Annotated in this window: 12 protein-coding genes; 5 read left to right on the forward strand and 7 right to left on the reverse strand. The window is 59.2% G+C overall.

Features of this window, described 5'->3' with window-relative positions:
- Positions 1-235 precede the first annotated feature (235 nt).
- The 3 genes from LOY52_RS12765 to LOY52_RS12775 form a co-directional block, all read right to left on the reverse strand.
- Positions 236-1141, reverse strand: a complete 906-nt coding sequence (locus LOY52_RS12765; RefSeq protein ID WP_047597152.1) for an AraC family transcriptional regulator — start codon at positions 1139-1141, stop codon at positions 236-238.
- 92 nt (positions 1142-1233) lie between these two features.
- Entirely contained in the window at positions 1234-2553 is a 1320-nt protein-coding gene (locus LOY52_RS12770) for a glycosyltransferase family 4 protein (protein ID WP_258679712.1), read from the reverse strand.
- An 82-nt stretch (positions 2554-2635) separates the two neighbouring features.
- Positions 2636-2998, reverse strand: a complete 363-nt coding sequence (locus LOY52_RS12775; RefSeq protein WP_258679713.1) for a response regulator — start codon at positions 2996-2998, stop codon at positions 2636-2638.
- A gap of 260 nt (positions 2999-3258) precedes the next feature.
- On the opposite strand from LOY52_RS12775, the gene LOY52_RS12780 reads away from it, so the two are divergent.
- The 5 genes from LOY52_RS12780 to LOY52_RS12800 are packed head-to-tail and all read left to right on the forward strand — an operon-like array spanning position 3259 to position 9812.
- Entirely contained in the window at positions 3259-6759 is a 3501-nt protein-coding gene (locus LOY52_RS12780; RefSeq protein WP_258679714.1) for a response regulator, read from the forward strand.
- Complete coding sequence (locus LOY52_RS12785) at positions 6759-7592, forward strand: protein-glutamate O-methyltransferase CheR (RefSeq protein WP_258679715.1); 834 nt, start codon at positions 6759-6761, stop codon at positions 7590-7592. The genes LOY52_RS12780 and LOY52_RS12785 overlap by 1 nt, the downstream gene beginning before the upstream one ends.
- Positions 7589-8182: a chemotaxis protein CheB gene (locus LOY52_RS12790; RefSeq protein WP_258679716.1), complete on the forward strand. Its 594-nt coding sequence runs from the start codon at positions 7589-7591 to the stop codon at positions 8180-8182. The genes LOY52_RS12785 and LOY52_RS12790 overlap by 4 nt, the downstream gene beginning before the upstream one ends.
- On the forward strand, positions 8176-9390 hold the full coding sequence (locus tag LOY52_RS12795) for a hybrid sensor histidine kinase/response regulator (protein WP_258679717.1): 1215 nt from the start codon (positions 8176-8178) through the stop codon (positions 9388-9390). The genes LOY52_RS12790 and LOY52_RS12795 overlap by 7 nt, the downstream gene beginning before the upstream one ends.
- A 44-nt stretch (positions 9391-9434) precedes the next feature.
- Positions 9435-9812: a response regulator gene (locus LOY52_RS12800; RefSeq protein WP_003225116.1), complete on the forward strand. Its 378-nt coding sequence runs from the start codon at positions 9435-9437 to the stop codon at positions 9810-9812.
- Positions 9813-9932: 120 nt separating this feature from the next.
- Here LOY52_RS12800 and LOY52_RS12805 read toward each other — a convergent pair whose 3' ends face one another.
- From LOY52_RS12805 to LOY52_RS12820, 4 genes are all read right to left on the reverse strand, one after another.
- Positions 9933-10853: a halovibrin HvnA gene (locus LOY52_RS12805; RefSeq protein ID WP_309474950.1), complete on the reverse strand. Its 921-nt coding sequence runs from the start codon at positions 10851-10853 to the stop codon at positions 9933-9935.
- A gap of 470 nt (positions 10854-11323) precedes the next feature.
- Positions 11324-12994 (reverse strand): ATP-binding protein, encoded by a 1671-nt coding sequence (locus tag LOY52_RS12810; RefSeq protein ID WP_258679718.1) that lies wholly within the window; start codon positions 12992-12994, stop codon positions 11324-11326.
- Positions 12991-14493 carry an ATPase domain-containing protein gene (locus LOY52_RS12815; protein ID WP_027612749.1) on the reverse strand — a complete coding sequence of 501 codons (1503 nt, stop codon included), beginning with the start codon at positions 14491-14493 and terminating at the stop codon, positions 12991-12993. The genes LOY52_RS12810 and LOY52_RS12815 overlap by 4 nt, the downstream gene beginning before the upstream one ends.
- Before the next feature lie 140 nt (positions 14494-14633).
- Complete coding sequence (locus tag LOY52_RS12820; RefSeq protein WP_258679719.1) at positions 14634-15689, reverse strand: tetratricopeptide repeat protein; 1056 nt, start codon at positions 15687-15689, stop codon at positions 14634-14636.
- Between the last annotated feature and the right edge of the window lie 148 nt (positions 15690-15837).

Consider the following 15837-nt stretch of genomic DNA (forward strand, 5'->3'; position numbering starts at 1 on the left):
CACTCCTTTTCTGCGTCCGTTGGGGGCAGAAGGACAGTTATTGTTTTTGTGTCTTCCGAATGCAGGAAGAATGTGTGCTGATTACAGCCCTCAATCGACGGACTGACAAATCATCCGTCGCACTTGAACCGATACTTTTTTGCACTGGCTAAAAATCAAAAGATCGCAGCCTGCGGCAGCTCCTACACTGATTCCTGTAGGAGTTGCCGAAGGCTGCGATCTTTTGATGTGGCTGTTAAGCGTGATTCTGTTCGGTCAGGCGTTGCACCGCGAGGCGTCGATAGTGTGACGGCGTCATGCCCTTGAGTTGCTGGAAGCGCCGGTTGAAGTTGGAAATGTTGTTGAACCCCGACTCGAAACACACCTCGGTCACCGGTTTGTCGCCGTCAGCGAGCAGTTCGCAGGATTTACTGATGCGCAGGCGATTGACGAACTCGATGAAGTTGCGCCCGGTGGCCTGTTTGAATACGCGGCTGAAATAGGTCGGCTTCATCCCCAGATGTTCGGCGACTTCTTCCAGGGTCAATTCGCGGGCGTAGTGGCTGAAGATGTAATCGACCGCGCGGTTGGTGCGGTCGATGTTGTGCTCGTCGGCCAATTGCGTGTTGGTGGCACCGGACAACAATTGATAATCGTCAGTGGCCGCCAGCAGCTCCATCAGAATGAAAAAGTGCCCGAGACGAGTGATGCCGCGGCTGTCGGCAATAAGCTGCATCAGTTTCATCGCCTCGCGGATCGTGTCCTTATCGCGAAATTCGATGCCGTACTGCGCGCGTTCCAGCAGCGGTGTCAGCGTCTTGAGTTCAGCGAATACCTGATGGCCGCTTTCGAACAACTCATCGGTGAAGTTCACCAGCATGTCGCGCTTTTCCACCACTTCGTCTTCGGCCACCTGGCTGATCCAGTTGTGCGGCAGATTGGGGCCGGTGAGAAACAGTGTTTGCGGGTAGAAGTTGCCGATGTAGTCGCCGATGAAGACCTTGCCGGAACTGGCGACGATCAGGTGCAGTTCGTATTCCTTGTGGAAATGCCAACGCACCAGCGGGCACGGAAAACCATGCTGACGGTAGATGATGGACAACCCGTTATGGTCGTCCATCAGCTCATAGGAGGGATCAGTGATTCTGGTGGCCCGGGTCATGTCCGATGCGTCTTGTTGTGGTGTTCAAGTACCCATCATGCACGCGCGACAAGGACAGTTCCAGCGCCTCAGCCCGCGCCATGCTGAGACCTTCAGGCTGATTGACCTGCTGGCAATGACGGATCTTTCTGGTTTTTTGCTTCGATCCACTGCGCCATGTACTGGGTGCTTTTATGCAAATGGTGACGCAACATGCTGCCAGTAAAGTTGGCGCGACGTAACGCTGACAAGTTGTCACGGCAATGTTGCAGGCGATCGATCAGCGCCGGGCCGTGATCAGTCCACCGATAGCGCGCGTTCAACAATGCGACGCCGGCCTGTTGTGCGTCAGTCCAGCGCAGTTTGTCTTCGTGCAGTGCCACGGCGGCGTCGGCCAATGCTTGAGCCGATCGAGTCACCGCACCAGGCCAGGGCAGTGCGCCGCCCATGCCTTCGGCGCCGATGGGCGTCGTGACATTGGGCGTGCCGCAGAGCATCGCATCGACGATCTTGCCCTTGATCCCCGCGCCGAAACGCAAAGGCGCCAGGCAAACCCGGGCTTGTGACATTACTTGCAGCGCATCCTCTGCCCAGTTCATCACATGAAACCCCTGCGCCGCGTTGTGCAGGGCTGTGGCCTTGGGCGGCGTATAGGCACCGTAGACATGCAGTTGGGCGCCGGGCAATTGCTGGCGGATCAGCGGCCAGACGGCGGTCTTCATCCACAGCACGGCGTCCCAGTTGGGCGCGTGACGGAAGTTGCCAATACTGAGAAAGTGCGCGCGCTCCTCAAAGGGTACGAACGAATCGCGCGGTGGTTCGAGCATCAGCGGGCACCAGTGCAGCAGCTCGCCCGGGACTTGAAACTGTTCGACCAGCAACTGGATTTCCACTTCGGAAATCATCAGATTCAGATCGCAGCGATACAACGCGGCGATTTCCCGTTTGGCCAGGTCAGTATCGGCCATCAGCTCGAATTCTTCGCGCAGCGCCGGTGCGAACAGGGCACTGAAATCCTGATTGTCCGGGTCGTCTTTCAAACGCTCCTTGAGCCGGTGGTGGCGGGCATGGCGCAGGCTCTGCAGGTCGGATGTCTCCAGGACGCGCAAGGCGTTCGGGCATTGCTTTTCGACACGCCAGCCGAACTGTTCTTCCATCATGAACTGGTCGAACAGCACGATATCCGGGGCCAGTTCACTGATGAAACTATCGAAGCTGCTGTTGTTGAGTTCGATCGGCACTTCGCGGATGCCCAGCGCGGTCAGGTCAGCCTTGTGCTCGCCCGGGCCGGCCGGGCTGCTGAAGGTGATGTCCCAGCCTTGCTGCAGGAATGTACCGAGGATCTGCATCACATGCCCGCTGGCTGCCGAAGAGCGCGGTTCGGGCCAGACGTAACCGATGACCAGAACTTTGGTGGCGGGAGATGCGGGCATTGACGGGGGTTCCTTGCAGGCAGGCGGCTGAAAATGGCGCGCAATTAGAGCACATCTGCAGCCGCTGCCGGATCAAGGTGAATCACTGGCCCAGAATGCCCTTGACCTTGTCACGCAACTGTTCGATCGAGAAGGGTTTGCCGATCACGTGCATGCCGGCGGGGACGTCGATATTTTCGGCGTAACCACTGGCGAACAGGATCGGCAGGGTGGAGCGCAGTTCACGTGCCTTGCCGGCCAGTTCACTGCCCGTCATGCCCGGCAGGCCGTAGTCGGTCATCATCAAGTCGATAGCCTTGCTCTGATTCCCGAGAATCTCCAACGCAGACTCGCCGTCCTCCGCCTCCAGCACGCTGAACTCCAGCTCCTCCAGCACATCGACGATGAGCATGCGCACGATGTTGTCGTCTTCTACTACAAGGATGGTGGACGCTGGGGTGGACATATTGGTGCTCTCAAGAAAGGAAAACGGAACGGCGACCGGTCGAAAATGCCGGGCTCTTGCATGAGTAAGTGGCGCATGGCCACAAGTTCCCGAGCGGGTACAAAAAGATTAGCTGCAAATCGGGGCGGCAAGGATACCCGTTGCCTGATCGGGAAGTGCAGCAAATGTAGGAAATTGCCACCATGGCAGTGAGAAAAATGGATCCATAGTACCGTTTTGGGGCAAACTCCCGGGTTTCGACAGTTCGACAAGGCTGCCCCATGTCCACTCGGTCTACAGTTGACGAAGCACGGTTCCGTAAACTCCTGACGCGCAACATCAGTCTGCCCCTGGGCGTCGGCGCGATCAGTGCTGTGTTTTTCATTTCGCTGATCACCTATTTGCTCTCGGTGATCCAATGGGTGGAACACACCGACCGGGTGATCAATAACGCCAACGAAGCGGTGAAACTCACCGTTGATCTGGAAACCGGCATGCGCGGTTTCCTGCTCAGCGGCGACGAGCACTTCCTCGACCCGTACGAGACTGCCAAGCCGCGGATCAACGTGGCGCTCAATACCTTGCTCGAATTGACTGCCGACAACCCGGTCCAGACCGACCGGTTGCGGCGTCTGCAGGCCTTGCAGACCGAATGGAGCAACTACGCGCAATCGATGATCGACCTGCAGCGCTCCAGCGGTGACTACCGGGGCGCGGTCAAGGCCGGGCGGGGCAAGCGCCTGACCGACGAAATTCGCAAGCAGTTCGAAGACGTGATCGATATGGAGCAGCAGTTGCGCACCACGCGCAACGAAGAGGTGCGCCGCACCACGGTCTGGAGCATCACTCTTTATCTGCTGTTTATAGCCGGGATCAGCGGTTTGCTTGCCTATGTCGGTCGGCGTGATCTGGTCAGCCTGTCGGACAGCTACAGCGCCAACCTCGCTGCGCAGCAAGCCAGCGCCGAGCGTCTGGAGCGCCAGGCGTGGATGCGCAGCGGCCAGACCGAGCTGGCGGAGCAGGTGCTGGGGCAACTGACGCTCAACCTGCTGGGGCGCAATATTCTGCAGTTCTGCGCGCAGTATCTGGGCACAGCAGTGGCGGCGCTGTACGTGCGCGAAGAGCACGGCGGCCTCAAACGCGTGGCGTCCTATGGGTTCTCCCGCGAACAGGAAGAAAAAGATCAGCAGATCTACAGCGGCGAAGGCATCGTCGGCCAGGTTGCCGAACAGGGCCAACTGATTCGCCTGGATTCGGTTCCGGCCGACTACTTCAAAGTCAGCTCCGGCCTGGGCGCGGGCCTGCCGCACAGTGTGCTGGTGGTGCCGACCAGTGATGATGACCGGGTCAACGGCGTGATCGAACTGGGCTTCCTGCGCCCGCTCACCGACCGCGATATCGATTTGCTGGAACTGATTGCCGGCAACATCGGCACCTCGATCGAAGCGGCACGTTATCGCCAGCGCCTGCAGGAAGTGCTGGCCGAAACCCAGCAGCTCAACGAAGAGTTGCAGGTGCAGCAGGAAGAGCTGAAAACGGCCAACGAAGAGTTGGAGGAACAGTCGCGGATTCTCAAGGAGTCGCAGGCGCATCTGGAAACCCAGCAAGTCGAGCTGGAGCAGACCAACGAGCAGTTGGCCGAACAGGCGCAAACCTTGGCCGAGCAGCGCGACGCCATGGACCAGAAGAACACCGAACTCAATCAGGCTCAGGTGCAGCTCGAAGAACGCGCCGAAGAGCTGCAGCGCTCGAGCAAGTACAAGTCCGAATTCCTCGCCAACATGTCCCACGAACTGCGTACGCCGCTGAACAGTTCGCTGATCCTCGCCAAGTTGCTGGCCGAGAACCCGCAGGACAATCTGACGGCCGAACAGGTCAAGTTCGCCGAGTCGATCTATTCGGCGGGCAACGATCTGCTGAACCTGATCAACGACATTCTCGACATTTCCAAGGTCGAGGCCGGCAAGCTGGAAGTGATCCCGGAAAACACCAGCGTCGCGCGGCTTGCCGACGGCCTGCGCAGCGTGTTCGAACCGCTGGCGGCGGACAAGCAACTGACGTTCAGCGTCGAGTTGCAGCCGGATGCGCCGATCATGCTGTACACCGACCGCCAGCGTCTGGAGCAGGTGATCAAGAACCTGCTGTCCAACGCCGTGAAGTTCACCGAACACGGCGCGGTCAGCCTGACCATCGCCGGCCAGCCGAACGAACGCATTGCGTTCATCGTGCGCGATTCGGGGATCGGTATCGCGGCAGATCAGCAGGAAAGCATCTTCGAAGCGTTCCGCCAGGCAGACGGCACCACCAACCGCAAGTACGGTGGCACCGGTCTGGGCTTGTCGATCTCGCGTGATCTGGCGGCCTTGCTCGGTGGCTCGATCAGCGTCAGCAGCGCACCGGGGCAGGGCAGTGTGTTCACCCTGGTGTTGCCACAGCAATACCTTGAGCCGGGCGACGCGCCGTCCGCGCCGCTGACTTTTACGCCGCCGTCGGTATCGACCCCGACCCCGGTTGCGCCGCCATCGATCGCGGTGTCGCCATTGGCGCCGGTGCACATCCCGCGCTTTGCCGACGACCGTGGCAAGGCTCCGTTCGCCACGCGCTGCATTCTGGTGGTGGAGGACGAGCCGAACTTCGCCCACATTCTTTACGATCTGGCCCACGAATTGGGTTACCAGTGCCTGGTGGCTCACGGTGCCGACGAAGGTTATGACCTGGCCCGCGAGTTCGTGCCGGACGCGATCCTGCTCGACATGCGCCTGCCGGACCACTCCGGTCTGACCGTGTTGCAACGCCTGAAAGAACATGCCGAAACCCGGCACATCCCGGTTCACGTGATCTCGGTCGAAGACCGCGTTGAAGCGGCGATGCACATGGGCGCGATCGGTTATGCAGTCAAGCCGACCACCCGCGAAGAGCTCAAAGACGTGTTCGCCCGTCTCGAAGCCAAGCTGACCCAGAAGGTCAAGCGCGTGTTGCTGGTCGAAGATGACGATCTGCAACGCGAAAGCATTGCCCGCCTGATCGGTGACGAGGACATCGAAATCACCGCGGTCGGCCTGGCCCAGGATGCCCTGGAGAAACTGCGCACGACGATCTACGACTGCATGGTGATCGACCTGAAATTGCCGGACATGCTCGGCAACGATCTGCTCAAGCGCATGTCGACCGAGGACATCTGCTCGTTCCCGCCGGTGATCGTCTACACCGGACGCAACCTGACCCGCGACGAAGAGGCCGAGCTGCGCAAATATTCGCGTTCGATCATCATCAAGGGCGCGCGCTCGCCGGAACGTCTGCTGGATGAGGTGACACTCTTTCTGCACAAAGTCGAATCGCAGTTGTCCCATGAACGGCAGAAGATGCTCAAGACCGCCCGCAGTCGCGACAAGGTCTTCGAAGGCCGCAAGGTGCTGCTGGTGGACGACGATGTGCGCAACATCTTCGCCCTGACCAGTGCGCTAGAGCACAAGGGCGCAGTCGTGGTGATCGGCCGTAACGGTCGCGAAGCGATTGATAAGTTGAATGAAATCGAGGACATCGACCTGGTGCTGATGGACGTGATGATGCCGGAAATGGATGGTTTTGAAGCCACCATTGAAATCCGCAAGGATCCGCGCTGGCGCAAGCTGCCGATCATCGCGGTGACGGCCAAGGCCATGAAGGACGATCAGGAGCGCTGCCTGCAGGCGGGCGCCAACGATTACCTGGCCAAGCCGATCGATCTGGATCGCCTGTTCTCGTTGATTCGTGTGTGGTTACCGAAGATGGAACGCATTTAGTGGAAAGCAGTCACTCTTCGGAGCGCAACAGCGAAATCGAATTACGCCTGCTGATTGAGGCTATCTACCTCAAGTACAGCTACGATTTTCGCGATTACTCGGGCGCTTCGATCAAGCGCCGGGTGCAGCACGCCTTGAGCCAGTTTGAATGCGCAACGATCTCGGCGTTGCAGGAGAAAGTCCTGCACGATCCCACGGCGTTCATGCAGTTGCTGCAGTTGCTGACGATCCCGGTCAGCGAGATGTTCCGCGATCCGTCGCACTTCCTGGCAATCCGCAAGGAAGTGGTGCCGCTGCTGCGCACTTATCCGTCGCTGAAAATCTGGATCGCCGGGTGCAGCACCGGGGAGGAGGTGTATTCGATGGCGATTCTGCTGCGCGAAGAAGGCTTGCTCGATCGTACGATCATCTACGCCACCGACATCAACCCGCGCTCGCTGGACAAGGCCAAGCAGGGCATTTTCTCGATGGAGAACGTGCGCGCCTATACCGCCAATTACCAGCAGGCCGGCGGTCAGCGTTCCTTTGCCGATTACTACACCGCAGCCTACGGTTATGCGATTTTCGACAAGAGCCTGTGTGAGAACGTGACCTTCGCCGACCACAGCCTGGCGACGGACAGCGTGTTCTCTGAAACGCAATTGATTTCCTGCCGCAACGTACTGATTTACTTCAACAAGAAACTTCAGGACCGTGCCTTCGGTCTGTTTCACGAATCGCTGTGTCACCGTGGTTTTCTAGTGCTGGGCAGCAAGGAAACGCTGGATTTCTCCGGCTACTCGAACCAGTTCGAGCCGCTGGTCAAACAAGAACGGATCTACCGCAAATTATGAACGATGCCGTGGATTTGCCTCGCGTCGAGGCCATCGTGGTCGGTGCTTCGGCCGGTGGGGTCGAGGCCCTGCTGACGCTGCTCGCGCCGCTGCGCCGGGGTTACGTGTTGCCGATCATTGTCGTGTTGCACCTGCCGGAGGAGCGCCGCAGCCAGTTGGCCGAAGTGTTCTCCCGGCGCCTGATGCTGCCGGTGGAAGAGGCGACCGACAAGCGGGACATCGCCCCCGGCACGGTTTATTTCGCCACGCCCGGGTATCACCTGTCGGTGGAACAGGATCGCAGTCTGTCGCTGAGTCTTGAAGACCGCGTGCACCATTCCCGTCCGGCCATTGATTACTTGTTTGAATCCGCCGCTGATGTTTACGGCGAAACCCTGGCTGCCGTGTTGCTGACCGGCGCCAATCACGATGGCGCTCGCGGCCTGGCGCAAGTCAAGCAGCGCGGCGGACTGACCATCGTTCAAGACCCGCAAGATGCACAGGTCGCCACCATGCCTCAGGCTGCGCTGAAGATTCAGCAGCCCGACCATGTCCTACCCATTCACGGCATCGGCCGTCTGCTTGTCGAGCTGGAACGAATCGCATGCTGAGTAATATCCAGGCCAAATTGCTGATCGTCGACGATCTGCCGGAGAACCTGCTGGCCCTCGAAGCGCTGATCAAGCGCGAGGACCGCACGGTATACAAGGCGCTGTCGGCGGACGAGGCACTTTCGCTGCTGCTGCAACACGAGTTCGCCATGGCCATCCTCGACGTGCAGATGCCGGGGATGAACGGCTTCGAACTCGCCGAGTTGATGCGCGGCACCGAAAAAACCAAAAACATTCCGATCATCTTTGTCAGCGCCGCCGGTCGTGAACTGAACTATGCGTTCAAGGGTTACGAAAGCGGGGCGGTGGACTTCCTGCACAAGCCGCTGGATATCCACGCGGTGAAGAGCAAGGTCAACGTGTTCGTCGACCTGTACCGCCAGAGCAAGGCCATGAAACAACAGGTCGAAGCCCTGGAGCAGGCGCGTCGCGAGCAGGAAGCGTTGCTGCAGCAACTGCAAAGCACGCAGCTCGAGCTGCAGCAGGCGGTGCGCATGCGCGATGACTTCATGTCGATCGTCGCCCACGAAGTGCGCACGCCGCTCAATGGCCTGATACTTGAAACCCAGTTGCGCAAGATGCATCTGGCGCGGGACAACGCCGCGGCGTTCACCCTGGACAAGATGCACGCGATGGTCGATCGCGACGAGCGCCAGATCAAAAGCCTGATCCGGCTGATCGAAGACATGCTCGACGTTTCGCGCATCCGCACCGGCAAGCTGTCGATCCGGCCGAATCGTTTCGACCTGACGCAACTGGTGAGCAACCTGCTGCAGAATTTCGCCCAGCAGATAGAGGCGGCGGAGACCGAAGTGTCGTTCACCGCGTCCGGGCCGGTGGAAGGTTACTGGGACGAATTCCGCATCGAGCAGGTGGTGTCCAACCTGCTGACCAATGCCTTGCGCTACGGTGGTCGCAGCCCGATTCAGGTGCGCGTGTACCGGGAAGGCGACGAGGCGCGGGTCGAGGTTCAGGACCGTGGCATCGGCATCAGTGAAGAGAACCAGAAGCGTATTTTCCAACAGTTCGAACGGGTTTCCGCCAAGACGGTAGTGGCTGGTCTCGGACTGGGTCTGTTCATTTCCGAGCAGATCGTCGCCGCCCATGGCGGCTCCATCGTCGTCGAGAGTCAAATCAACGAAGGCGCCCTGTTTCGCGTTTGTCTGCCAATCCAGGAAAACGGCATATCCGACGCAACCTCTGAGTGACCGCACGGTCGTATCAGCAGCTATTGACCGAACAAAGGCTTCCCATGAGCGTAGATGCACAAGATGTAGTACTCGTCGTCGAGGACGAACCGGTTATCTTGATGGTGCTGACAGATTATCTGTCTGGGCAGGGGTACCGCGTGTTGCAAGCCGAAAACGGCGAGCAGGCGTTCGAGATTCTCGCGAGCAAACCGCATCTGGACATGTTGATCACCGACTTCCGCCTGCCGGGCGGTATCTCCGGTGTGCAGATCGCCGAGCCGGCAGTAAAACTGCGCCCGGATCTGAAGGTAATCTTCATCAGCGGCTACCCGCAGGAAATCCGCGAGACCGGCAGCCCGATCACGCGCAAGGCGCCGATTCTGGAAAAACCGTTCGATCTGGATGTATTGCAAGAAAAGATTCAGGAATTGCTGGCCTGATCCGTAGCGGCTGATGCTCCCCATGTAGGAGCTGCCGCAGGCTGCGATCTTTTGATCTTAAAAAACAAAATCAAAAGATCGCAGCCTGCGGCAGCTCCTGCAGTTGTTTTGGGGAAAGTTCTAATAAAGCTGATCCGCTTGATTGAAACTGAACGTGGCGTTCGCCGACGGCGTGGATGGCAAAACGATCCTGATGATCGGCACTACCTTGCCGCCCGTCGAATTGTAAAAATCTTCCTGGTCAAACCGCGCCCCGGCCAATCCTCCATCCAGATAAAAGAACGCCTGAATGGGCAGCTCTTTCGGAATGTTTTGCTCCCAGGTCGCCAGAACCAGCTCAATGTAGTCGTGAGGGCCAGCGAAGAAATCTGCTAACTGATGCGCTCGAATACTCTGATAGAAAGAGTCGGCTGCCAGATTGTTCATTTCATCTCTGACATCGAAAGAACACATGTAATAACCCAGTTTGTACTGGTTCCAGCGTGTGATCCACTGCTCCGCCGTGGTTATTCCTATGGTTTGGCACCGACGACTACCGATGGGGTCATCGCGGTGCGCGCCACAACCGGGTTTGTCTCTCAGGAAAGTTCCCCCATCAATAGGAAAGGCGCAGAGGATTTGGATCTGGCGCGTACCGGCAGGCCGACCCAATACCGGGTAAAAAATGAAGCCGTTCTTCTGACCGAAAACGAGTCCCGTGAACTTGGCGTCTTTGCTCAGGAATGAAAAGGACACACCGCCACTTTTCTGAGAATGGGGGCTGGGGTTCCAGGCCTTGTAATCCTTGGAGGGAACGGTTGAGCGCAGCATGATCCCGCGACAGAGAAACGCCGGCATCGAAGCCGAGCCACAATTGAGCCGCACATCGTTGTAACGCGCCGTCAGATCCGCGGCGACCTGCGGGCCAGTCTGTGCCGTACTGGAGGCCGCACTGGATACGCCGATCCCACTGTCGGTTTTTACCTGTGCCTGTTCGGGGGGCAAACAGCCCGCCAACGACAGCACCAACATCAGTATCAGTGCAAGATTTCTGTTCATCATCCCTTTCTCCGATTCGCCATACGTCAGGTAGGCACGGCTTCCCAGCGACAGGAACGGAGCGCCTTTCGCGGCGATTCAAGCAAGGGATGACTGCAGCTGTATAGCTGTTAGAGTTGACAGGTTTCAGCCATTAAAAAGCGATATATGCTGAGCAGTTGGGCGTAAGTGAACTTCGGGTGGTCTGCTGTGTTCAGACGTCAGCTTCGAATATCTGGATTATCTGTCGGGGGCGGGCAGTCGCGTGTTGCAGGCCGAAACCCGTGAAACCCGCAGCCGATCACGCGCAAGGCACCGATCCTGGAAAACCGTTCGATCTGGATGTATTGCAGGAAAAGATTCAGGAGTTGCTGGCCTGATCCATAGCGGCTGATATTCCCCATGTAGGAGCTGCCGCAGGCTGCGATCTTTTGATCTTGTTTTTTAAGATCAAAAGATCGCAGCCTGCGGCAGCTCCTACAGGAGTATTGGGGTTAGTTATTGATCATTTCGCGGACCTTGGCGGTCAACAGATCGAAAGTGAACGGCTTGGTGATCATTTGCATGCCCGGGTCAAGAAAACCACCGCGCACTGCCGCGTGCTCGGCATACCCAGTGATGAACAACACCTTCAGCCCCGGCCGATACTGCCGGCCGATCTCCGCCAGTTGCCGGCCGTTCATCCCCGGCAGGCCGACGTCACTGATCAGCAGGTCGATGCGCTGCGTCGAGTTGAGGATCGGTACGGCCCCGTCGGCATCGCCGGCTTCGACAAACGCATAACCCAACTCACTGAGCACCGCGCTGACCAGTACGCGCACGGCGGGGTCGTCTTCGACGATCAATACGGTTTCGCCATCCATTGCTTCCGGGGCCTGCTGAACATCGGACACCGGATGCTCCAGCTCTTCGCCGCGAAAGCGCGGCAGGTACAGTTTGACCGTGGTGCCCTGATCGATTTCGCTGTCGATCGAGACATGACCACGGGACTGCTTGCTGAAGCCATAAATCATCGACAGGCCCAGCCCGGTGCCTTGGCCGATCGGCTTGGTGGTGAAAAACGGGTCGAACGCGCGGCTGACCACACTCTGCGGCATGCCACTGCCGTTATCGGTGACGCTGAGCATCACGTAGTCGCCGGGCTCGAGATTCGGGTAGGCCTCGGTGAATTCGGGCTTAAGCACCTGATTGCTGGTTTCGACCACCAGTTTGCCGCCCTCGGGCATTGCATCGCGGGCGTTGAGTACCAGGTTGAGCAGGGCGCTTTCCAGTTGATTGGGATCCGCTTCGGCGATCCACAACTGGTCGTCAAGGCGCATGTCCAGCTGAATACTTTCGTTGAGGCTGCGCTGTAGCAACTCGCCCATCGACAGCACCAGCGTGTTCATCTGCACGGCCTTGGAGTCTAGCGATTGCCGGCGGGAAAACGCCAGCAAACGGTGGGTGAGGCCAGCCGCGCGGTTGGCTGAAGTGACACCGAGATCGATCAGGCTGTCGAGGTCTTCGGTACGCCCACGGGCGAGGCGTCGGCGCAGCAGTTCCAGACTGCCGATAATCCCGGTGAGCATGTTGTTGAAGTCGTGAGCGATGCCGCCGGTCAGTTGACCGACCGCTTCCATTTTCTGCGACTGACGCAAGGCTTCTTCGTTGTGGCGAAGTTGTGCGGTGCGTTCTTCGACCTGCTGCTCAAGGGTTTCCAGGGTCGATTGCAGTCGGCGTTCGCTTTCACTCAGATCAATCAGGCGATCGCGGGCTTCGTACTGTCGTCGTCGCCCGCGCAGGGCGGTGGAGACCAGACTGACCAGGGTCGCCGGATGAAACGGGCGCTCAAGGAACGTGACGTTGCCCAGCAGTTTGCTCAGGCGCGAGGAGGGGCCCGGTTCCGGGCCGCCATGGTGGGTCAGCAGGACGATCGGCAGATCGGACCAGGCCGGCTGCTGCTCCAGAAAATGCAGAAGATTTTCCAGCTCGGGGCCGCGCAGGGCTTCGGTGGCAATCAACAAAAGTCCGGCGCCAGGTTCCAGCTCTGCGCACAGTGCACCCAGATCCGGAGTGATGACCCCGCCGTAACCCGCCTCATTGAGGATCATCAGCGCCACTTGGCTGTCCCGGCCCATGGGCGCCAGAATCAGCGCCCGTTCCGGCAGTGATACGGAGGCTGTCACAAGGTTTCTTCCCGCAACAGCGGATTGCTCGCGCCGAGGTAAGTCGGCACGCCACGCAGCACACCCTGGAACGCTTCCAGTGGTTCGCCGATGGTCATGCCCTGGCCCGAAATGCGGTATTCACGGATGGTCGACTCGTGGCTGCCGGTGCGTTTCTTGATGATGGAAATGGCTCGGCGAACCTTGCCGATGGCTTCGAAGTAGCGCAGCAGGATCACCGTGTCGGCCAGATAAGTGATGTCGACCGGCGCCTGCATGTCGCCGACCAGACCATGCTGGGCAACCGTCATGAAGGTCGCCGCACCTTTGCGGTTCAGGTAGAGCAGTAGCTCGTGCATGTGCAGCACCAGCGCGTTTTCTTCCGGCATCGCGGCCTGATAGCCGTTGATGCTGTCGATCACCACGGTCTTGATGTTGCCTTCGTCTACGCAACGACGCACCCGATGCGAGAACTCGCCGGGGGACAGCTCGGCGGCGTCCACTTGATCGATCAGCAAGTTGCCGGTGGCCTGCAGGGCCTTGAGGTCGATGCCGATGTTTTTCATGCGTTCGAACAGCAGACCCAGCTCTTCATCAAAGATGAACAGCGCAGCTTTTTCGCCCCGGGCCACTGCGGCAGCGGCGAAGATCATCGAAATCAGCGATTTGCCGGTACCGGCCGGGCCGAGAATCAGTGTGCTGGAGCCGGTCTCGATGCCGCCGCCGAGCAGGGCGTCCATTTCCTTGATGCCGCTGGTCAATTGCAGGCGCGGGTAGTCGCTGCGGTGTTCGGCGGCGACCAGTCGTGGGAATACATGGACGCCGTCGCCCATGATGGTGAAGTCGTGGTAACCGCCACGGTATTTCTGGCCGCGATACTTGACGATGCGCACGCGGCGGCGCTCGGCACCGTAATTGGGCGTCAGTTCTTCGAGGCGGATCACCCCGTGGGCGACGCTGTGCACGGTCTTGTCGAGAGACTCGGTGGTCAGGTCGTCAAGCAGCAGCACGGTGGCGTCATAACGCACGAAGTAATGTTTGATCGCCAGAATCTGCCGGCGATAGCGTAGAGAACTCTGCGCCAGCAGGCGGATCTCCGACAGGCTGTCGAGCACCACACGGGTCGGCTTGAAGCGCTCGACCACTTCGAAAATCTGCTTGGTGGCTTCGCCCAGCTCAAGGTCGGAGGAGTACAGCAGGCTTTGCTGATGCTCGGCGTTGAGCAGGCTTTCGGGCGGCGTCAGCTCGAAGATTTCAATGTTTTCGTTCAGCTCCCAGCCATGGGAGGCCGCGCCTTGACGCAATTCTCGCTCGGTTTCCGACAGTGTGATGTACAGACAGCGTTCGCCGGCACGGGCGCCCGCCATCAGGAAATGCAACGCGACGGTGGTTTTGCCTGTACCGGGTTCACCTTCGAGCAAAAACACATGCCCTCGGGACAGACCACCGGCGAGGATGTCATCCAGGCCAATGATGCCGGTGGCGGCTTTTGCACTGATCAACTCGTTGGACGTAGACAAAGAATGCCCTCTCATGACTAGGGGAATCGAGGCAGCAGGCTGTATCAGCCGTTGTGCTCTACCTGATTACTTGACCGCTGCCAGTCATGACGGTTCCGATGTTTCGATATCAAAATGTCATTGAATTAATGGGTAAAGGCTCAGAGTCCCTGCTGCAGGGCCGGGTCATCAGGGTTCATCTGCTCCAGTTGCGCGAGCAGAATCTGCACGTTCTGCAACTGGCCGCTTTCCTTCCAGTAATTGATCAGCAGCACCCGTGCCTTGCGGTCGGCGGGGTGGCGCTGGACGACTTCCTGCAACTGCTTTTGCGCCGCTTCCAGCTCTTCGGCGGAGTGCAGAGTGGTGGCGAGGTCGTAGCGGTAATCCTTGTTGTCAGGCTCAAGTTCTACCGCTTTGGACAAGCCGAGCAGGGCGAATTCACGCTGGCCGTGGTGCAACAGCCACAGCCCGAGCGCGTGTTGCAGATAGGCGGAGTCCGGTTGCGCCTGCAGTTGTTTGGCGAGCAGCTGGCGGGCGGCGTCACTCTGGCCCTGGCGGTCGAGGACATCGATCTGCATCACCAGCGCCTGCAGATTGCCCGGTTCCAGCCGCAGGGTGTTGTCCAGCGCTTGTTGGGCCTGTTTGAGTTCGGCGTTGTGCAGATACAGGCGCGCCAGTTGCGCATAGGTGGCGGCGCTTTCCGGCTGCCCCTTGAGCGCTTGTTCCCAGCCATCGATCGCTTGCTGCAGCGGGGCGAAATACAGACCGAGTTCATCCGGCGTCAGGCCGAGCAGGGCGTTGATCGCGGCGAACCGAACGCTTTGATCCTTATCGTCGAGCATCGGCCCGAGCAGCAGACTGCGTTGTCCGCCGGGCACCAGTCCGACCACACTTTGAATCGCCGCCAGCCGTACTTCGGGGGCTTCGTTCTGCAGATGGGCGTCGGCCAGTTTCAGAGCTTGCGGGCTCGGATAGTTGGGCAGCTCGGCCAGCAGCCAGACACTGCGCTTGACTGAGAGGTCCGGGCGGCCCAATTGCTGATACAACTGCCGTGCGGCCCCCGGTTGGCCGGCGCGGGCCGCCGTCAGTGCTTCGCTGTAGCCGCGCTTGATCGCTTCCGGCACCACTGGGGCTGTGGAGCGCAGGGATAACCAGGCAATGACGACGAGCAGCACAAGGCCAAGGCTGATAAGCAGGTAGTGGCGGGACTGAGGCATGCAGATTTCCGTGAACTGGCGTTCTATAGCAGAGGGGCAAGCTTCGGTCAGAGAAGGCCATGAGTCAAACCCGTGCTTGCGAATTGACCTGTAGGAGCTGCCGAAGGCTGCGATCTTTTGATGTCGCTTCTGAAAAGCAAGATCAAAA

The organism is Pseudomonas sp. B21-051, from assembly GCF_024748795.1.
Classification (GTDB): domain Bacteria; phylum Pseudomonadota; class Gammaproteobacteria; order Pseudomonadales; family Pseudomonadaceae; genus Aquipseudomonas; species Aquipseudomonas putida_A.